The organism is Vibrio kyushuensis, from assembly GCF_050337325.1.
Taxonomy (GTDB): Bacteria; Pseudomonadota; Gammaproteobacteria; order Enterobacterales; family Vibrionaceae; genus Vibrio; species Vibrio kyushuensis.
The window spans coordinates 560,913-580,192 of the sequence record NZ_JAKJSV010000003.1 but is presented as its reverse complement, the minus strand read 5'-3'; the positions used below and the strand labels follow the sequence as shown (position 1 = coordinate 580,192).

General features: G+C 41.9%; 16 protein-coding genes. 11 read left to right on the top strand and 5 right to left on the bottom strand.

What is annotated here, in order from left to right; translation table 11 throughout:
- Positions 1-825, top strand: coding sequence for a carbon-nitrogen hydrolase family protein (locus L4D20_RS09025; protein ID WP_428801234.1), 825 nt, complete (start codon positions 1-3; stop codon positions 823-825).
- A 9-nt stretch (positions 826-834) separates the two neighbouring features.
- Positions 835-2,280 (top strand): metalloprotease TldD, encoded by a 1,446-nt coding sequence (gene tldD, locus L4D20_RS09020; RefSeq protein ID WP_428801233.1) that lies wholly within the window; start codon positions 835-837, stop codon positions 2,278-2,280.
- Between the two features lie 111 nt (positions 2,281-2,391).
- Here tldD and arcA read toward each other — a convergent pair whose 3' ends face one another.
- Positions 2,392-3,630 (bottom strand): arginine deiminase, encoded by a 1,239-nt coding sequence (arcA, locus tag L4D20_RS09015; RefSeq protein ID WP_428801232.1) that lies wholly within the window; start codon positions 3,628-3,630, stop codon positions 2,392-2,394.
- A 558-nt stretch (positions 3,631-4,188) separates the two neighbouring features.
- Here arcA and rraB point away from each other — a divergent pair.
- On the top strand, positions 4,189-4,611 hold the full coding sequence (rraB, locus tag L4D20_RS09010) for a ribonuclease E inhibitor RraB (RefSeq protein WP_428801231.1): 423 nt from the start codon (positions 4,189-4,191) through the stop codon (positions 4,609-4,611).
- Between the two features lie 60 nt (positions 4,612-4,671).
- On the opposite strand, the gene L4D20_RS09005 is transcribed toward rraB, so the two are convergent.
- A complete protein-coding gene (locus L4D20_RS09005) occupies positions 4,672-4,932 on the bottom strand; it encodes a hypothetical protein (RefSeq protein WP_428801230.1) in 261 nt (86 codons plus the stop codon).
- Positions 4,933-5,166: 234 nt separating this feature from the next.
- Here L4D20_RS09005 and epd point away from each other — a divergent pair, with 234 nt between their 5' ends.
- The 4 genes from epd to mscS all read left to right on the top strand — a co-directional run bounded on the left by epd (position 5,167) and on the right by mscS (position 9,916).
- Positions 5,167-6,216 carry an erythrose-4-phosphate dehydrogenase gene (gene epd, locus L4D20_RS09000; RefSeq protein ID WP_428801229.1) on the top strand — a complete coding sequence of 350 codons (1,050 nt, stop codon included), beginning with the start codon at positions 5,167-5,169 and terminating at the stop codon, positions 6,214-6,216.
- Positions 6,217-6,373: 157 nt separating this feature from the next.
- A complete protein-coding gene (locus L4D20_RS08995; protein WP_428801228.1) occupies positions 6,374-7,534 on the top strand; it encodes a phosphoglycerate kinase in 1,161 nt (386 codons plus the stop codon).
- A gap of 139 nt (positions 7,535-7,673) precedes the next feature.
- Positions 7,674-8,750: a class II fructose-bisphosphate aldolase gene (fbaA, locus tag L4D20_RS08990; RefSeq protein WP_428801227.1), complete on the top strand. Its 1,077-nt coding sequence runs from the start codon at positions 7,674-7,676 to the stop codon at positions 8,748-8,750.
- A 302-nt stretch (positions 8,751-9,052) separates the two neighbouring features.
- Positions 9,053-9,916, top strand: coding sequence for a small-conductance mechanosensitive channel MscS (mscS, locus tag L4D20_RS08985; RefSeq protein WP_428801226.1), 864 nt, complete (start codon positions 9,053-9,055; stop codon positions 9,914-9,916).
- Positions 9,917-10,015: 99 nt separating this feature from the next.
- On the opposite strand, the gene L4D20_RS08980 is transcribed toward mscS, so the two are convergent.
- Both L4D20_RS08980 and L4D20_RS08975 read right to left on the bottom strand, forming a co-directional pair.
- Positions 10,016-10,531, bottom strand: a complete 516-nt coding sequence (locus tag L4D20_RS08980; RefSeq protein WP_428801225.1) for a hypothetical protein — start codon at positions 10,529-10,531, stop codon at positions 10,016-10,018.
- Between the two features lie 129 nt (positions 10,532-10,660).
- Entirely contained in the window at positions 10,661-12,721 is a 2,061-nt protein-coding gene (locus L4D20_RS08975; protein WP_428801224.1) for an alkyl/aryl-sulfatase, read from the bottom strand.
- A gap of 112 nt (positions 12,722-12,833) precedes the next feature.
- Between L4D20_RS08975 and L4D20_RS08970 the strand changes: the two genes are divergently transcribed.
- From L4D20_RS08970 to L4D20_RS08960, 3 genes are all read left to right on the top strand, one after another.
- A complete protein-coding gene (locus tag L4D20_RS08970) occupies positions 12,834-13,736 on the top strand; it encodes a LysR family transcriptional regulator (protein ID WP_428801223.1) in 903 nt (300 codons plus the stop codon).
- A 98-nt stretch (positions 13,737-13,834) separates the two neighbouring features.
- Positions 13,835-14,530 carry an oxidative stress defense protein gene (locus L4D20_RS08965; protein ID WP_428801222.1) on the top strand — a complete coding sequence of 232 codons (696 nt, stop codon included), beginning with the start codon at positions 13,835-13,837 and terminating at the stop codon, positions 14,528-14,530.
- An 89-nt stretch (positions 14,531-14,619) separates the two neighbouring features.
- The gene (locus tag L4D20_RS08960) at positions 14,620-16,503 is read left to right on the top strand and encodes a GGDEF domain-containing protein (RefSeq protein WP_428801221.1); all 1,884 of its coding nucleotides are present in this window, start codon (positions 14,620-14,622) and stop codon (positions 16,501-16,503) included.
- A gap of 95 nt (positions 16,504-16,598) precedes the next feature.
- On the opposite strand, the gene pykF is transcribed toward L4D20_RS08960, so the two are convergent.
- Entirely contained in the window at positions 16,599-18,011 is a 1,413-nt protein-coding gene (pykF, locus tag L4D20_RS08955; protein WP_428801220.1) for a pyruvate kinase PykF, read from the bottom strand.
- A gap of 423 nt (positions 18,012-18,434) precedes the next feature.
- Here pykF and L4D20_RS08950 point away from each other — a divergent pair, with 423 nt between their 5' ends.
- Positions 18,435-19,196, top strand: a complete 762-nt coding sequence (locus L4D20_RS08950) for a DeoR/GlpR family DNA-binding transcription regulator (RefSeq protein ID WP_428801219.1) — start codon at positions 18,435-18,437, stop codon at positions 19,194-19,196.
- The last annotated feature ends 84 nt before the right edge of the window (positions 19,197-19,280 follow it).

Here is a 19,280-nt window from a genome sequence, read left to right as displayed (position 1 = left end):
ATGGAACGTGTTGGTATTATTCAAATGACATCCACGCCAGATCCTTTACAGAATTTGGAGTACATTAAACAGGAAGTAGCTAGCCTTGCTTATCAAGGCGCAACGTGGATTGTAACACCCGAAAACGCACTCATATTTGGCCATCGTAAAGACTACCATAAACATGCTGAACCATTAGATGATGGACCCATTCAGTATCAGCTAAGCGCTATCGCTAAGCAGTATTCGGTATGGCTGGTTGTTGGGAGTATGCCAATTCGAACTGCAGCTGGAGATGTCAGTACAACTTGCTTAGTGATCAATAGTGAAGGGGAGATCATCGCCCACTATGACAAGCTACATATGTTTGATGTTGATGTGGAAGATACCCATCAGCGTTACCGAGAGTCAGAAACCTTCTCAGCAGGTTCTAATGTTGTGGTAACGGATACGCCTTTTGGAAAACTTGGCCTCTCAATCTGTTATGATGTGCGCTTTCCTCACCTGTATTCTGAGCTTGTCAAAAAAGGGGCGCAGATACTGTTAGTGCCAGCCGCGTTTACTGCGGTAACAGGGAAGGCACATTGGGAAACCTTATTAAAATCTAGAGCGATTGAAACTCAGTCTTGGGTCGTGGCGGTCAATCAAGTTGGCCGACACCCATGTGGGCGTGAGACTTGGGGTCATTCAATGGTAATAAGCCCTTGGGGTGAAGTCGTACTTAACCTCGATAGCAAACCTAGTAACGGTATCGTAGAGATTAACTTACAGCAGGTTGCCGAAATTCGAAATACCATGCCAGTGGCGTCGCACACTCGGTTTGAAAACCAATTTAAAAATAATTAAGAGTAGATTATGAGCCTAAACCGAATCGAAGATGCATTGTTATCGCCAACCGGTCTAACGCAGCAAGATATTTCAGACACATTAGCCAGCATTGCCACTCGCCAGATTGATTATGCCGATATCTACTTTCAATCTAGCTGGCATGAGTCATTGGTACTTGAAGACAGCATCATTAAAGACGGCTCATTCAATATTGACTGTGGTGTGGGTGTTCGTGCCGTTGCGGGTGAAAAAACTGGATTCGCTTATTCAGACCAAATTCACCTTGATGGCCTAACACAAAGTGCAGTAGCAGCACGTGGTATTGCTCAAAAAGGGCAGAATGCAAAAGTGCAGGCGTTTAGCCGTCATGATAATCAAGCCTATTATTCTGCGGTTAATCCGTTAGAGAGTTGGAAGAAACAGCAAAAGACCGAGCTATTAAAAGAGTTAGATGCGTACATCAGAACCAAAGAGCCTCTGATCCAAGAAGTATCAATTAGTCTAAGCGGCGTACATGAAAACATGTTAGTTGCTGCTACCGATGGTACCTACGCAGGTGATATTCGCCCGTTAGTGCGTTTGTCTATTAGTGTACTTGCTGAAAGAGGCGATCGTCGTGAACGAGGAAGTTCAGGTGGCGGTGGCCGTTTTGGGTATGATTTCTTCCTTACCGATCAAGAAGGCTCACAAGTCGCGTATCAATTTGCCGATGAAGCGATTCGCCAAGCATTAGTTAACTTAGAAGCTGTTGCAGCCCCTGCTGGAGCAATGCCAGTTGTGCTAGGTTCTGGATGGCCGGGCGTACTACTTCATGAAGCGGTGGGTCATGGTTTAGAAGGTGATTTTAACCGTAAAGAGTCATCTGTATTTTCTGGTAAGATCGGAGAAATGGTGACCTCTAAGCACTGTACGATTGTGGATGATGGAACATTAAAAGATCTTCGTGGATCGCTGAACGTCGATGATGAAGGTATCAGTGGTCAATACAACACTTTGATTGAAAACGGTGAGTTGAAAGGTTACATGCAAGATAAACTCAACGCTCGATTAATGGGTGTTGCACCAACGGGTAATGGTCGTCGTGAGTCTTATGCACATCTACCAATGCCTCGCATGACAAATACTTACATGTTACCAGGTGAGCACACACCAGAAGAGATCATCTCAACGGTTAAACGCGGTTTGTACGCGCCAAACTTTGGTGGTGGTCAGGTTGATATCACGTCCGGTAAATTTGTGTTCTCTGCGTCTGAAGCGTATATGATTGAAGACGGGAAAATCACTCACCCAGTTAAAGGGGCAACCTTGATTGGATCTGGTATTGAAGCCATGCAGCAAGTGTCGATGGTTGGTAATGATCTGAGTTTGGATCGCGGTGTTGGCGTTTGTGGTAAAGCAGGCCAAAGCGTGCCAGTAGGTGTTGGTCAGCCAACATTGAAATTAGATATGTTAACGGTTGGTGGTACTGAGTAACAATAGCTCGAACATTAACGTTCAGACATTAAAAAAGCAGCGGGACGACCTTCCGCTGCTTTTTTGTTAGGAGTTATATAAAGCAAGTTTAGAAAACTAGGCTAATTTCAGTTAAATTCCATCTCGCTCAATTGGGCAACTCATACAACGAGCACCACCACGACCACGCCCAAGCTCGTTGCCTGGAATGGTTAAAACTTCAATCCCAGCTTTATCGTATTTCTCATTGGTATAAACGTTACGTTCATAACCAATAACAACGCCCGGTTTGACAGTTAGAACATTATTAGCATCGTTCCACTGTTCACGTTCCGCTTCATAGCTATCACCACCGGTCGTAATGATTTTTAGATAGTCCAACCCCAGCGCATTTTCGATAGCGTGGATGTAACTTGGCACTTTTTCAACTTTCATTTCATCGGTTGATGCAGAGTCATCACTGCCTTTCGGTGTTAATCGCCAAGTATCGAGATCTTTGCGCATGATTTCTGGATAGACAGAGAAAGTATCAATGTCCATATGAGTCATGACCGTATCTAGGTGCATACAAGAGCGATGTTTTGGTAGATCGACGGCGATCACTTCCTTAGCTTGCCCATGCTTAAACAGGTTAGCTGCAAAGTTTTCAACACCTTGAGGCGTGGTTCGTTCAGATATACCAATCAGTACCGCATCATTACCAATAACCAGTACATCACCGCCTTCGATATTGGCATTATCATAATGAAGATCTTCGTTACCGAAGTATTGAATAAAGTCTTGCCCTGCAAATACCGGATGCCATCGATAGATAGCACGCAAGTGATTGGTTTCTCGTTGACGAGCGGCTTTCATCATTGGGTTAAGAGATACGCCGCCGTAAACCCAGCAAGATGTATCACGGGTAAATAGATGATTCGGTAGCGGTTCAATGACAAAATCTAGAGGACGATGCATTTTAGGCAGCATCGATGAAGACTTAATTTTAAGCTCTGAGTAAGCCAAACCACCGAGTAGCACGGTTGCTAGGTGATCATTGGTCATTTGAGAGAGGTAGTTACGCAGATCTTTTGCAAAGATAGGGCCGTAGCGAAAATCTGAAATTTGAGTATTTAGAAGCCACAGCTTCGCTTCTTCAATGGCTAGTGTATCGACCAACAAGTCATGGAGTAATAGTACTTCAACGCCTTGGTTAGTGAGGGTCTTAGCAAAAGCATCATGCTCTTCACCCGCCGCTTCGACAGCCAATACATCATCAAAAAGCAGATCATGACAATTTGATGGGGTTAGGTGAGTGAGCGCGCGCTCAGGTCGATTTAATAGTACTCGTCTTAACTGACCGACTTCAGATCCAACGTACAACTTACTCATTTCGTATCCTTACTAATATTCCAGCCAGTATTTATGACAAGCTTGATGTAAAGATGCAAGTAGCAATTGCAATGGTAATGACTGGTGTTGATTGACATTTGAGTTATTACCTCTATATTTTGTATTTATTGCAGATGTAAACTCCAAAAGTGAGGTGTGGAACATATCATTGTTCAGTGCTTGCCTATGCGTTTTGTCTTTTAATTATAGAAGAAAGAAACCAAGACTATGGCGAATAGATATTCATCTTCTGGCAAAACTAACGTGATGTTTAAATCTTTATTCATATTAAGATGAATAAAGATATTCAAGGATTGACCATATTCACGCACTTTTGAATTGGTCTTGAAGAATCAGGCTGTGAGATAAAACTCTGAATTTACATTTCAGTGGCGATTGTTAGAAAATTGTAACTCAAAGCGTGTTTGTATCGATAATCCATCGATAAAGGATAAAGATCCTATCAGGATCGCTTTGTTAGTGGCATTTCTATGCGATCCATGCGATATTTCGTCGCAAATAATTTTGAATTTATGAACACGATCTGGAGCACAAACTATGTCTAACGCAGATGACTATGTATCAGTAGAAGACTTAATTGAGATTCAAAAAGAAGAGACTCGCGATATCATTCAAGCTTTGCTGGAAGATGGTAGTGAACCGGATTCGCTGTATGAAATTGAACACCATTTATTTGCTGAAGATTTTGCAACGTTAGAAAAAGCGGCAGTAGAAGCGTTTAAGTTGGGCTTTGAAGTTCTTGAAGCTGAAGAAACCGAAGATGAAGACGGCAATAAACTGCTTTGTTGTGACGCTTCGATGGAGTCGGTATTAAACGCTGAAGCGATTGATGCACAAGTTGAGAAGCTGATAAACCTTGCTGAGAAATTCGATATTATCTATGACGGGTGGGGCACTTACTATGAAGGCGAAGATGCTCTAGTTGAAGAAGAAGATGAAAGCGAAGAAGACGAAAAATAGAAAGTCTTGAACAAAAAATAAAACCGAGCGATTAGCTCGGTTTTTTAATGCTATCAATAATCACTCAAATTCATCCCCTTTATTGTCGAGCTCTCGACGACCACACATTTTACATGTCACATAACGATCCATGTTGTAGTAATGCCCACCATTAATGAATTCAGTTATAAAAAGCATGAACCTGCTAAACAGTGATGTTTGTGTATCGTACTTGCTTGCTTTACGAACAAGAACTTCACTGTGCTCTGTTTCTTGATTGCACTGTTTACAAAAGTGAGTGACCAGAAACCCGTCTTTTAAAAAATTACGTTTACTTGTCATGTAATAGCCTTTTCCTTGGTTGATAAAGTAGGTTAGAAACAGCCAAAGAAAATGTGACTCAGGTAAATCGCGCCTCACACTGATTACTATGCGTTATGTAAATGCGTAATTTCAATAGATTAAAGGTATTTATCGACGTAGATCACTTGATTGATGCGCTTTTCACCACTATCAGGTAATATTTGTGCCACAGAATTAATGACAATGAATCGAATGAAGTAGGGCAATGGAATTATGTTAAAAGTAGCGATCAATGGATTTGGCCGTATCGGTCGCAATATTCTTCGTGCATTGTATGAAAGTCATAAAGATCATCAGATTAAGATTGTTGCTGTCAATGAGCTTGCCCAGCCAGATGCTATGGCCCATCTACTGCAATATGATACAAGCCATGGTCGATTTGGGAAAAAAATTACCAATGATCAAGAGCACATCTACGTGCATCATGGCGATAAGGCTTCTGATAACAAAGATAGCTTTGATACCATCCGAATTCTTCATCTAGCTGAAATCGATCTGTTGCCTTGGCGAGATCTTGACGTTGATCTTGTTCTCGATTGTACCGGTGTTTATGGCTGTCGCGCCGATGGTGAGGCGCATATTACAGCGGGTGCTAAGAAGGTTCTATTCTCACACCCTGGCGATAATGATCTTGATAATACAATCATTTACGGTGTGAACCACGATACGCTAAAACAGAGCGATCGCATTGTCTCGAACGGATCGTGTACGACGAACTGCATTGTGCCGATTATTAAGGTGCTTGATGAGCACTTTGGAATAGAGTCTGGCACGATCACAACGATACACTCGTCGATGAATGATCAGCAGGTGATCGATGCGTATCATAGCGATCTTCGCCGTACTCGTTCAGCCAGCCAATCTATCATTCCTGTCGATACAAAACTTCATAAAGGTATTGAACGTATTTTTCCGAAATTTTCTAACAAGTTTGAAGCCATTTCTGTAAGGGTTCCGACAGTAAACGTTACTGCAATGGATTTAAGTGTCACAATTAATACAAATGTGAAAGTTAATGACGTAAATCAAACCATTTTAGAGGCATCTCAGTGTACATTAGATGGCATTGTTGACTATACTGAAGCGCCGCTCGTTTCTATCGACTTTAATCACGATCCTCATAGCGCGATTGTCGATGGTTCACAAACTCGAGTAAGCAATGGGCATCTCGTTAAGATGCTCGTATGGTGCGACAACGAATGGGGCTTTGCGAACCGTATGCTGGATACCGCGCTCGCAATGCAAGCATCCAAGTTCGATTAATAGAATGGAAAGGATGCCGTGGAGAAATGTTTATTTCGAGACTTGAAATAAATGTGAAGTATCTCCATATAAGTAACCAGTTTGAAGAATTATTAGGCTCGGCAGGGTTGCCGGGTTTCCAAAAACTTTATTTATTAAATAATTTGAGAGGACAAACATGTCTGTAATCAAGATGACTGACCTGGAACTTGCAGGTAAACGCATTTTCATCCGTGCTGACCTTAACGTGCCAGTAAAAGACGGTAAAGTAACTTCAGATGCACGTATCCTTGCATCACTACCAACAATCAAGCGTTGCCTAGAAGCTGGCGCTAAAGTAATGGTTACTTCTCACCTAGGTCGTCCTACTGAAGGCGAATACAACGAAGAGTTCTCTCTAGCTCCTGTTGTTAACTACTTAAATGACGCACTAGATTGCGACGTTAAACTAGCTAAAGATTACCTAGATGGCCTAGAGCTAAACGCTGGTGAGCTAGTTGTTCTTGAAAACGTTCGCTTTAACAAAGGCGAAAAGAAGAACGAAGAAGCGCTTTCTAAGAAGTACGCTGCACTTTGTGACATCTTCGTAATGGACGCATTTGGTACGGCTCACCGTGCACAAGCATCGACTCACGGTGTTGGTACTAATGCACCAATCGCATGTGCTGGTCCTCTACTAGCGGCTGAACTTGAAGCTCTTGGTAAAGCGATGGATAACCCAGCGCGTCCACTAGTTGCTATCGTTGGTGGTTCTAAAGTATCAACAAAGCTGACTGTTCTTGAGTCTCTTTCTAAAATCGCTGACCAACTTGTTGTTGGTGGTGGTATCGCAAACACATTCATCGCAGCTGAAGGTCACAATGTAGGTAAGTCTTTATACGAAGCAGACCTAGTTGATACAGCTAAAAAGCTAATGAAAGAGTGTGCTATTCCTGTTGCTACTGACGTTGCATGTGCAAAAGCATTTGATGAAAACGCAGAAGCTGAAATCAAGAACGTTGCAGACGTACAAGATGACGACATGATCTTCGATCTTGGTCCTGATTCAACTGCTGTACTTGCTGACATCATCAGCAACGCGAAAACAATTCTTTGGAATGGCCCAGTTGGCGTATTTGAATTCAAGAATTTCGAAGCAGGCACTGCAGGTATTTCTAAAGCAATCGCTGACTCTGCAGGTTTCTCTGTAGCAGGCGGTGGTGATACGCTAGCTGCTATCGACAAGTTCGGTATCAAAGCTGACGTTTCTTACATCTCTACTGGCGGCGGCGCTTTCCTTGAATTTGTTGAAGGTAAAGTACTCCCTGCTGTAGCAATGCTAGAAGAGCGTGCTAAGTAATAAATTTTGAAAGCGGGAATAATATTTCCGCTTTTTTAATGTTTGTTTGATACAATGCGCGCGTTGTGAGCAAACGTTTGCAAGTTTTTAAACTTTAGTTTTTTAATCTTAAAACGATAGAATAAATAGGACTTTTTCCATGTCTAAGATCTTCGATTTTGTAAAACCTGGTGTAATTTCTGGCGATGACGTACAGAAAGTATTTGAAGTAGCAAAAGAAAACAAATTTGCTCTTCCTGCAGTAAACGTAGTAAATACTGATTCAATCAACGGTGTTCTAGAAGCAGCTTCTAAAGTTAAAGCTCCTGTTGTTGTTCAGTTCTCTAACGGCGGTGCTGGTTTCTTCGCTGGTAAAGGCGTTAAACTTGAAGGTCAAGGTGCACAAATCCTTGGCGCTGTAGCTGGTGCAAAATACGTACACGCTGTTGCTGCTTCTTACGGTGTTCCAGTAATTCTACATACTGACCACGCTGCTAAGAAACTTCTTCCTTGGATCGACGGTCTTCTAGACGCTGGTGAAGAGTTCTTCGCTGAAACTGGTAAGCCTCTATTCTCTTCTCACATGATCGATCTTTCTGAAGAGACTCTAGAAGAGAACATCGAAACATGTGCTAAATACCTAGCTCGCATGGCTAAAATGGGTATGACTCTAGAGATCGAACTAGGTTGTACTGGTGGCGAAGAAGACGGTGTTGATAACACGGATATGGACGCATCTGAGCTATACACTTCTCCTGAAGATGTTGCATACGCTTACGAAATCCTAAACGCTGTTAGCCCACGTTTCACTATCGCTGCTTCTTTCGGCAACGTACACGGTGTTTACCAAGCTGGTAACGTAGTTCTTACTCCAACTATCCTACGTGATTCTCAAGCATACTGTGCAGAGAAGTTCGGTATTGCACCTGACGCTCTAAACTTCGTATTCCACGGCGGTTCTGGTTCTTCTGAAGCAGAAATCCAAGAGTCTATCGGCTACGGTGTTATCAAAATGAACATCGATACTGATACACAGTGGGCTACATGGGACGGTATCCGTACTTACTCTGCTGAAAACTTTGACTTCCTACAAGGTCAAATTGGTAACCCAACTGGCGACTCTGCGCCAAACAAGAAGTACTACGATCCACGCGTATGGCTACGTGCAGGTCAAGCTTCAATGGTTACTCGCCTAGAGAAAGCTTTTGCTGACCTAAACGCTATCGACGTTCTATAATTTAGACTTCGATAACTGTTTTAAAAACCCGCTTTTAGCGGGTTTTTTTATGCCTAAAATTCATTTCTAAGACGTTATTAACCCTAGCGAAACATTACAATTGTGAGTAACCTGTAACAGGTTGTTATCAAAAGGAGCGAACTTAGCTAAGCAAGGTCAGAATTGACCCAACGCTTACGTTCAAGTCGCCAAAATAAGATATTGTCCCCCAAAATTAACGCAAGATGTAACTAAATATTTCTAGTGACACATTGTGAATGTATGGGTTAGACAATTGAGATGTATTTTTAGAGGATTAAGTTATGGCAGATGATTCACTGGGGCTAGAAACTCCCTTGGTTGATGGATTAACACAAGCAGAAACATGGTTAACAAATAATTCTGAGTTATTTGTGCAGTATGGGGTTAACATCCTTTCTGCTGTTATTATTCTGTTTATCGGTAATATAGCGGTTAAAGCTGTGGCAAATAGCATTGCCAAGGTATTGAAGAAAAAGGATATGGATAGAGCCGTTGTTGAATTTATTCATGGCTTAGTTCGATACCTATTGTTCACTATTGTATTGATTGCCGCTCTAGGTCGACTTGGCGTTCAAACTGCTTCTGTTGTTGCAGTTATTGGTGCCGCTGGTCTTGCTGTTGGTCTTGCCCTTCAAGGTTCACTATCAAACTTTGCAGCTGGCGTGTTGATCGTTGCATTCCGTCCATTCAAATCAGGTGATTATGTTGAGATTGGTGGTGTTGCAGGTTCGGTTGAATCTATTCAAATCTTCCAAACGGTTCTAACAACACCAGATAATAAAATGGTTGTTGTACCAAATGGTGGTGTTATTGGTAGCCCAATTACCAACTATTCACGCCATGACACTCGTCGTGTTGACCATGTTATTGGTGTTTCATACAGCGCAGACCTTAAAAAGACTGAAAAGGTTATTCGCGAAACACTTGAAGCGGATTCTCGCCTTATTAAAGAGAAAGGCATTCAGATTGGTGTAAGCGCATTAGCTGACTCTTCGGTGAACTTTGTTGTAAGACCGTGGTGTAAAACAGCAGACTATTGGGATGTTTACTTCGATACGCTTCAAGCGATTAAGATTGCTTTGGATGAAAACGAAATTGAAATTCCATTCCCACAAATGGATGTGCATTTAAATAAAGTCGACTAGCTATTTGCTGTCGATTATTAAATAGCATTCGCTGTTTGAAAAAAAGAGGCGTCAAAGCTACATCAGCTATGGCGCCTCTTTTTTTAATTTATATTTTACTTAGCCAAATGCTGCTTGAAGCAAACCATTAAACTCTTCTGAACCGCCTTCACTACTCCATAAACCCATTGATTGAGCTTGGCTAAAGGTTAGTTCATTTGTTGCAAGAGCAAATAGAACCGACGCGTCAGTTACACCAAATACGATTTCTTCGCCTTCTTTTGGTAACTCGTGAGCTGCACTACTTAGCGTATTCCCATCGGCTTTGATATTTAAAAAATGATTCCCTGCAATATCATAAACAGTCACTTCAAACTCTTCGCCTTGGTAGTGTGGTTTCAATCGTTGTTGAACTTGCCATAGCACCATATCCAACCGTTGAGAGTGCTTTTCTGAAACGACAATCTGTTGGTTCTCTTTTGCTTCATTAATCGCAAGAGCAACACTAAACGTTCCTGAAGGCATGGTTCCTATCGTTTGAAAGAAAGCGCCACCATCAATGCCACATGCGATGGTATTAGCCGATGAAAATCCAAGTAGAGCAGTGAGCAGTGTTGTCGTCAGTTTAGATTTCATAATGAACCTCTAGCGTGTGGCTATCCATGCGGAGAAACAAATAGTTAAGAGTATTTTTGAAGAGATAAGGCCATGTTCTCATGGCCTTATATTGTTGTAGTGGCAGTTAAATCGCTAACTTAATGATGTTTACTGACCGAGAGGGCGGTAGATATCAGCATCTACTTCTTGTCCTTTCGCTGGGCGAGGAACAATTTCAAATTTGTCGTCGAAGCGAACCATTGATTGCTTAAGCTTCTCTAGTACCGTTGCGTCACCCGTGATACCCGCTTTTCCTGATTTCAGCAAATCAGCCATAGTCGTTTGGCCAAGCAGAATTTGAGTCAGATCCGCTTTGTTGACGTGAAGTGTAGCGTCTGCATCGTCACTTAGATCCGCTGTCATCACGTTGTTCAAGTTACCATTAGATAGCTCAACAAAGTGTTTTTCACCAATATCAGGCACATTTACATTCATAGTAAACGGTGTTTTATCAGCTTTCGTTGCCACAACTTGAACCGCTAGGTAATCAAGAAGGTTAGTGACAGTCATTTCAGAAAGAACATCTGGAGACGCAGTTTTTGGTGCGCCAGGCATAGTACCAATTCTTAGCTCTTGAGCACCCGTTAGGTAAATATTACGCCAACCAGCGCCTTCTGCTTGGTAGCCTTGTTGTTCATAACTATCAGCAAGTAATTGACGCGCTTCTTTGTGTTCTGGTTGTGCAATAACAACTTTGTTAAGTGCGGTTGAAACAAAGCGGTAGTTACCTTCGCTAAAGTCATTCTTCGCTTTTGTTACGACAGCGTCTGCGCCACCCATGTATTCAACGAACTTTTCTGCTTCTTCTTGAACTGGAAGTGGGTTTAAGTTTGCAGGGTTCATATCGAAGAAACCTAGGTACATGTTGTAAACAGCGCGAGCATTGTGGCTGTAAGTACCGTGGTAACCATTTGTGTGCCATGAGTTCTTGATTGACTCAGGTAGCTCGTCATTGATCTTCGCACCGATGTCTTGCATCACCATGCCATTATTCGCTAGTCGCAACGTTTGATTATGGACAAAGCCATAGTTATCACGCTGAAGCTTCATGAATTCAGTGATTTCTTCATTACCCCAGATAGGTGATGAGTGAGAGCCGAATAGGTACTCAATGTCGCCGCCCCATGCGTTGATCATTTCGTTGATGTCTTTTGACCACTTCAATGAATCACGAACTTTAGCACCACGGAGTGTGTATACATTATGCATACCGTGATACATCATTTCGCCAGTCCAAAGAGCATTCATTGATGGGATATACGCGGCACTGCCTGCTGGTGCTTCAGTACCTGCTGTATCCATAAAGACAAACTCAAGGCCGTCAATTTCTGTGGTGAAGAACTTTTGATCTTCGCCGCTTGGGAAAGTCTCATCTGGTGCAACTAAAGTGATAGCGCCAGTTGAAAGACCGTTTGCCAACGCTGCGTCAATCGCACCTGTTTCAGACGCTTTGCCTAACGTGCCACCATATTGATAAGCAGTACGACGAGACATTGCATTACCAGCAAGTACATTTTCGTCAATCGTTTCTTTGATAAATCCGTGAGGAGCGTAAGTTTTCACATTTGGAAAGCGTTCTTGAACAGCTTTAGAACCACCAAAGTGATCGGCATGGCTGTGAGAGTAGATCATAGCTACAATCGGTAGGTCGCCACCTTCAGGTACATTATCGAGAAAGAACTCTAAAGAGGCTGCCATTGCTTCTTTGGTTAGCAGCACATCGTAAACAATCCAACCTGATTCACTACGAATAAACGAGGCTGATGAAAGATCCGTCCCGCGTACTTGGTAGATGCCGTCGCGAACTTGATATAAGCCACCAGCAGCGTGGTTTAGTTGTGCTTGACGCCATAGTGATGGGTTTACGGTGTCCGGTGCGTCAGCGGCAATGGTTTGACCTTTATGCAGGTGAGAGAAACGATCGCTCAGGCTCTTACGTGTCTCTTCTGTTAGCGGAACAATTAACCCTTTATCATTATTTTCAAAAGCACGAACATCGTCGAAATTAAGTTGAGCAGCAAGTCTATGATTGGCAGTAGACGTGTGCTCTGAAGCAGGCTTACCGTTGGCACTAATATCACCGACTGGTTTGTTAGATGCAGCACTTGCTGGAAGTGCGATCATGACTGCTAAAGCGATAACTGATTTGTTTAATGTAATCTTGTTCATCTTAACCTCGAAGGAGTATTCGTACTGGATTGAGGTAATAATAAACAGATGAAACATTTATATATATAAACTAAAATTAGTATTAAACATTCCTAGTGGTGATGTGTTGGCTATGCAAACTAAAATAGATTGGAATTTATTCAGTGTTTTTATTGAGGTCTATCGCCTTGGTTCGATCACGACAGCAGCAGAAGTGCTGAATATGACTCAGCCTGGGGTAAGTAACGCATTAAAGCGATTACAGGAAAACCTTGGGGTGACACTGTTTATTCGAAAAGGACGTGGCATTGCACCGACGGTTTCCGCAAAAATGCTGGCTGAGCAATTAGAGCTGGCTACCGGCATTATCGATCAAGCGTTGGATCAGGTTTTGGAATTCGATCCAGCTCGTGCCCATAAATTTCATGTGACACTCAGTGAGCCAATTCAGCACCTCCTTCTTCCTTTATTGACTCACCCTAAACTTGCCGCGTGCGAGTTATCTGTCTCGGTTACGCCCTCTTCTGATGATGAGGTATCAAAACAGCTTATTGAGAATCAAACAGATTTGGTCATCGACCTATTAGATAATTTATTACCTTCTTTCTGTTCAAGTGAATTATTTAGCGAGAACCTTGTGATGGTGATAAGTAAAGAGCATCAACTCGCAAGTAGAGATATGACTATTGACGAGTACTTCAGCTTCGGTCATATCGTGCAGAACCTTAAACGGGCGAATATGAGAATTGCGGAGTACTTTGCCAAAGAGCAGCTAGGACAGAGAAAGATAGTCGCGCAGTCTGATTCAATGTTATCAGCCATGGCAATGGCTTCTCGTACACAAAACATTACGATAGTGACAGAAAGCCTAGCAAATATGTATGCAGACAGTATGGGGCTTGCCGTACGCAACCTTCCCTTCAATAGTGGACGTGTTACACACCATTCAATTTGGCATAAAAGGGTAGACAATAGTCCGGCTCATCGCTGGTTACGAAAAACCGTAGGAGAGCTATTGCAGATTGCTATTAAGTAAGAGGCTAGGTAAAAGTTGTGTCAGGTTGTTGCTCGAATGGTAGCCAATTGTCAGCATTTACCTATTATGTAGGTGATAAAACTATCAGAGTAGTAAAAATGAAGATGTTACCTATTTTGACTTTGGCTCTCAGTAGCTTAGTTAGTTTAAATGTATCAGCCAATGCGCCTACATTTCCTCACCTTGTGACAACGGGTTATGGTGAGGTCACTGCAACCCCCGATATGGCAGAATTTACGGTAAAAGTGGTTGAATCAACCATGACAGCCGAGCAAGCAAAGCAGATGGTCGATAATGTTGTCGATGGCTTTATCGCTAAATTGACGGAACATGGTGTAGTGGCGACTAGCATCAATAGTTCTAATCTTTACCTGACACCACAGTACCATTATCCAAAGAAGGGTAAGCCTGAACTTGTTGGTTATCGAGCTTCTCGCACCATGACGGTTAAGGTGGATGATTTGGCTAATCTCAATCAATATCTGGATATTGCTTTAAGTGAGGGCATTAATCAGGTCGATACCATTCGTTTGAAAGTGCGTGATGAAGCCAAATATCAACAGCAAGCGCGTCTTGAAGCGATTAAAGACGCTAACGCAAAAGCACAGTCTTTAGCTCAAGGTTTTGATCAAGATCTTGGAAGCGTATGGCGTATTGATTATAATATGCCTAGCTCTCAACCGGTTTTGATGCGCTCTATGTCTATGGATGCTAAGTCTGAAAGTAATAGCTATCAAGACTCCACTCTCGTGATCCGAGATCGAGTTGATGTGATTTATAAGCTTCAAAATTAATGAGCTTTTGTTATTAGATGAAGTGGTGCTTTAGCGCCACTTTTTTATTTCTACCTTTGTTGTTTATTGTCGGTATCTCATAGTCATAAATGAAGTATTTCAAAATTATTCTGCCATTTTTTGCGACTACTTTGGCCCTTATTCTCATTTCGTTAGTCTATTACGCCCAACGATATCAAACAGTTAAGCAAGATAGCTTTGATCAAAGTGTCAAAGAGGCGAAGGAGCAAATCACATACAGCCATAGAGAATATAGTTTTTTACGTACTCAAGTGATTTCGATATCGGATCTGCTCTCGAAAAATCAGGCAATGTATGACTACGTTTTTTCACCGACTCTATTTAATAAAAAACAATTAGAGCAGGTTTGGTCATCAACAATGATCCACCAAAAATGGTTTCCTCAAATTCGCTATGTAGACTCTAACGGCAGTGAGCAAGTCAGCGTTAAATACTCCGAAGTAAACGATGAAATATCGATTACCAACAATCTTGGGGATGAGAGCCACCGAGACTACTTTAAGCTTGCTCAGTCGTTATCGGTTAGCCAAATGGGCTCTTGGGGAATAGACCTAGAAAACGAAAATGATTCAATCTCTGCTCATAATGCACCTGTTTTTCGAATCATTAGCCCTATTTCTGTGATGCAGGAAAAGGCCGGCTATTTAATCCTTAATATGGATATTGGCTATGTGTCATCGCGTTTTAATTACAAATTTAGTCGAGATTTTCGCCCTGAGCTGATCAGTGACCAAGGGTATTATATTGAAAGTCATCGAGCAGATAAGCTTCATGGGCATTTAATCGAAAGGCGAGTGGGCTACAACTTATCGTCAGAGTACCCTAAAGTGTGGCAGCGCATGCTCAAAGAAAAATCTGGATATATTGTAAATAATGGAGACCTATTTACTTTCAAACAGCTAGACGTGTCTTCAAATCAATCGTTATTTATTGTCGTACAAGCGAACAAAAAAATACTAAATCAAAGACTTTCCAAAGACCTTGTTACGCTTCAGCAAGAGGTCGCTTTAGTCTTTTTAACGATGCTACTGTTTGCTATACCCACGGTGTTCACTTTTCTACATTACCGCCGTAGAAACCTAGAAAGTAAACTTGCTCGAGCTGCCATTGATGGTATGTCTGCTGTTGTTATTACTAATAAACAGCATCGTATTGTCATGGTGAATAAAGCATTTACCAGCATGACTGGCTTGTCTCAGAGTGGTGCAATTAATAAAGATGCTTATGAACTGGTCTCTGACATAACCAATATTGAAAAACTGAAACAAGTGAGTCAGCTTCTCAAGGCTCAAGATACATGGGAAGGGGAGGTGATGATCAACAATAGCGCGGGTGTCCAGTCAACGCTAATTACAAGAATTCAGGCATTTCACACGATAAAGTCAGAAGTGGATTATTACATCACGACCTTTGTTGATATTACCGAAAGAAAACAGTTAGAAGATCAGTTAAGACTATTGAGTGAAAAAGATGAATTAACGAACCTGTATAACAGACGTAAATTTGAACAGGCACTGCTGAGCCACGCTCAAATCGTTGAACGCTATAATGACCGTTCACCCGTCTGTTTAGCGATATTTGATATTGATTTTTTCAAGCGTGTAAATGATGAAAAAGGGCATGATGAAGGCGATAGAGTTATTCGTGTTGTTGCTCAGACACTTCAATCGAACCTAAGGCAAACGGATATGATTGCTCGAATTGGGGGGGAAGAGTTTGCCGTTATACTACCCAATACGTCACTTGATGAAGCGACACCAGTACTGGAACGATTACGAAAATCGGTGGAAGAGAATGTTGAACTGCCAGTCACTGTGAGTGGAGGCTATACTGATTTGACATCAAATAGCACCGACTCTTATAAGCGGGCTGATATTGCACTCTATAAAGCGAAATCGCTAGGGCGTAATCAGCTGTCGATTGTAAAGAGTAAGCCATTACTCTGTGCTTAATTAATAGAAAATAGAAACGTCAGTCACAATAACTGTGCAAGCAACAAAAAAGAGAGCCGAAGCTCTCTTTTTTAACATCAGAATCTAATCAGTTCTTAAAGAACGTGAACAGAAGCTGTGTTAGTAGTACCTGAAGCAACTAGTGCACCAGAAACCATTAGTACGATATCGCCTTTCTTACCTAGACCAGACTCTAAAGCAATGTTCTTACCGTTGATGTAGAAAGCATCTGTGCTTTCAATTGAATCAACAAGAACAGGCTTAACACCTTTCGTTAGTACTAGTTGAGCTGCTGTTTTCTTGTTTGTAGTAAGAGCAAGAATGTTTGCAGTTGGGAAGTACTTACGTACTGAACGTGCAGATTTACCGCCTTCAGTAGCAACAACGATAAGTGGAGCAGCTAGTTTCTCAGCTGTGTCTACCGCGCCTTTACATACTGCTTCAGTGATGCGTAGACGTGGGCTGTCTAGACGAGAACCTAGCTCAGCTTTAAGCGCGCTGTCAGTACGGTTCGCGATTTGAGCCATGATAGTTACTGATTCAACAGGGTACTTACCTTTTGCTGTTTCGCCAGAAAGCATAACCGCATCAGTACCATCCATGATAGCGTTCGCAACGTCGCCCGCTTCAGCACGAGTAGGACGTGGGTTGCTGATCATTGAATCAAGCATTTGAGTTGCCGTAATAACAGTCTTACGTGCACGGTTACACTTCTCGATCATCATTTTTTGAGCGAAGATTACTTCTTCAGCTGGGATTTCAACACCTAGATCGCCACGAGCAACCATGATGCCGTCAGAAGCTTCAAGAATTGAATCGAAGTTATCAACACCTTCTTGGTTCTCAATTTTTGAGATGATGTGAATGCTTTCGCCGCCGTTAGCGTTTAGAAGAGCACGGATTTCTTTAACATCGTCTTCTTTACGGATGAAAGAAGCAGCCACAAAATCAACGCCTTGCTCACAACCAAATTTAAGGTCAGCTTTGTCTTTTTCAGAAAGAGCTGGAAGTTGAACAGATACGCCAGGAAGGTTAACACCTTTGTTTTCGCCTAGAGCACCATTGTTAAGAACTTTACACTTAACTTCAGTTTCAGAAGTTGAGATAACTTCCATTTCGATTAGGCCGTCATCTACTAGGATAGTGTTACCAGCTGAAAGGTCTTTTGCAAAACCTAGGTAAGTAACAGCAACAACGTCTTTATTACCTACAACTGAAGCGTCAGTTGTGAAAGTGAATTCTTGACCAGCTACTAGGTCAACATCATCGCCGCCATCTAGTTTGATAGTGCGGATTTCTGGACCTTTAGTATCCAGAAGGATAGCAAGTTGCTCGCCTTTAGTTTCCATTACTGAACGGAAGTTCGCAATACGAGTGCCGTGCTCTGCAAAGTCACCGTGAGAGAAGTTCAGGCGCATTACGTTCATGCCTGCATCAACTAGCTCAGTTAGCTTCTCTACAGATTCTGTTTTAGGGCCGATCGTACATACGATTTTAGTCTTTTTCATGGAAGATACTCTCCGGTAAGTATTGTTTCAATTTGAAATTGGTTTGTATTTTTAATGTAGAACCTGTGTTTAGCGTTTCTTATTAGCTAAAACTCATCGGTTTTTAAATAACTACATCAATCTTGTAAGTCTTTCACCTGATTTAGTCATTTTATGACCAAGCAAAAGGCTACGAATCTAGGCTTTATGTGACTTAACCCACTTTATATGAGTAAGTTTTCAAACAAATTACGGTTAATTCTGTAATTAATTTTCTTTTCGGGCGCAATTCTACCACCGAATCAACTCAATATCACGGTCTAGAGTTGTCTTAGGACAAGGTTTTGGTATGAAATATTTATTTTTTAGATCGAAATAAATGGACGAATATCTTTCGGTTCGACTATACTTTCTTTCAGTTTGAAACTTAAAGTTGATTTTTTGATGTCGAAACGAAACACACAGCTAAGAAGACACGCTATTTCTAACCTCATTATTGAGTTGGGCGAGGTAAGCGTTGAGGAACTATCCTGTAAGTTTACAACATCCGAGGTCACGATTAGAAAGGATCTCGCAGAGCTTGAGAAAAATGGTCAGCTTTTGCGCCGATACGGTGGTGCAATTGCACTACCTAAAGAAGTGGTTAACGAAGCACTTGCTCCTAAGGTTTCGCCGCGAAAGGTAGAATTGGCAACGGCTGCCGCAGCTCTTATTCGGGACCATAATCGCATTGTGATCGATAGTGGCAGTACCACTGCAGCGCTTATTCAACAGTTAAACCACAAAACCGGCTTAGTGGTAATGACCAACTCACTAAATGTGGCCAATGCACTTAACGATCTTGAAAGTGAGCCAACATTATTAATGACCGGCGGTACTTGGGATACTCATTCAGAGTCATTTCAAGGGCAAGTTGCAGAGTCTGTATTGCGATCTTACGACTTTGATCAGCTATTTATTGGCGCTGACGGTATCGACCTTAGCCGAGGAACGACTACATTTAATGAGTTAGTTGGTTTAAGCAAGGTTATGGCAGAAGTGTCACGGGAAGTGGTTGTTATGGTCGAGTCTGAAAAGTTAGGCCGAAAAATTCCAAATTTAGAGTTGAGCTGGGAAAGTATCGATGTATTGGTTACCGATAGTGAACTTTCACCTGAACACTCCGCCGAAATTGAATCAAATAATGTGCGGGTGATTCGAGCTTAATAAAGATGTACTAAAAATCACCCTAGCTTTAAGGCCTTGCTTGCAGCCGTTAGGGATATAAAAAATAAAATTATAATGGAGTAA

Excerpts from the sequence above, each read along its gene's own strand:
- L4D20_RS08960 (WP_428801221.1), top strand. The coding sequence starts at position 14,620 with ATGAAGTATTTCAAAATTATTCTGCCATTTTTTGCGACTACTTTGGCC.
- arcA (WP_428801232.1), bottom strand. The coding sequence starts at position 3,630 with ATGAGTAAGTTGTACGTTGGATCTGAAGTCGGTCAGTTAAGACGAGTA.
- L4D20_RS08950 (WP_428801219.1), top strand. The coding sequence starts at position 18,435 with ATGTCGAAACGAAACACACAGCTAAGAAGACACGCTATTTCTAACCTC.
- tldD (WP_428801233.1), top strand. The coding sequence starts at position 835 with ATGAGCCTAAACCGAATCGAAGATGCATTGTTATCGCCAACCGGTCTA.
- L4D20_RS09025 (WP_428801234.1), top strand. The coding sequence starts at position 1 with ATGGAACGTGTTGGTATTATTCAAATGACATCCACGCCAGATCCTTTA.
- pykF (WP_428801220.1), bottom strand. The coding sequence starts at position 18,011 with ATGAAAAAGACTAAAATCGTATGTACGATCGGCCCTAAAACAGAATCT.
- L4D20_RS09005 (WP_428801230.1), bottom strand. The coding sequence starts at position 4,932 with ATGACAAGTAAACGTAATTTTTTAAAAGACGGGTTTCTGGTCACTCAC.
- rraB (WP_428801231.1), top strand. The coding sequence starts at position 4,189 with ATGTCTAACGCAGATGACTATGTATCAGTAGAAGACTTAATTGAGATT.
- L4D20_RS08970 (WP_428801223.1), top strand. The coding sequence starts at position 12,834 with ATGCAAACTAAAATAGATTGGAATTTATTCAGTGTTTTTATTGAGGTC.
- epd (WP_428801229.1), top strand. The coding sequence starts at position 5,167 with ATGTTAAAAGTAGCGATCAATGGATTTGGCCGTATCGGTCGCAATATT.
- L4D20_RS08995 (WP_428801228.1), top strand. The coding sequence starts at position 6,374 with ATGTCTGTAATCAAGATGACTGACCTGGAACTTGCAGGTAAACGCATT.
- mscS (WP_428801226.1), top strand. The coding sequence starts at position 9,053 with ATGGCAGATGATTCACTGGGGCTAGAAACTCCCTTGGTTGATGGATTA.
- L4D20_RS08980 (WP_428801225.1), bottom strand. The coding sequence starts at position 10,531 with ATGAAATCTAAACTGACGACAACACTGCTCACTGCTCTACTTGGATTT.
- L4D20_RS08975 (WP_428801224.1), bottom strand. The coding sequence starts at position 12,721 with ATGAACAAGATTACATTAAACAAATCAGTTATCGCTTTAGCAGTCATG.
- fbaA (WP_428801227.1), top strand. The coding sequence starts at position 7,674 with ATGTCTAAGATCTTCGATTTTGTAAAACCTGGTGTAATTTCTGGCGAT.
- L4D20_RS08965 (WP_428801222.1), top strand. The coding sequence starts at position 13,835 with ATGAAGATGTTACCTATTTTGACTTTGGCTCTCAGTAGCTTAGTTAGT.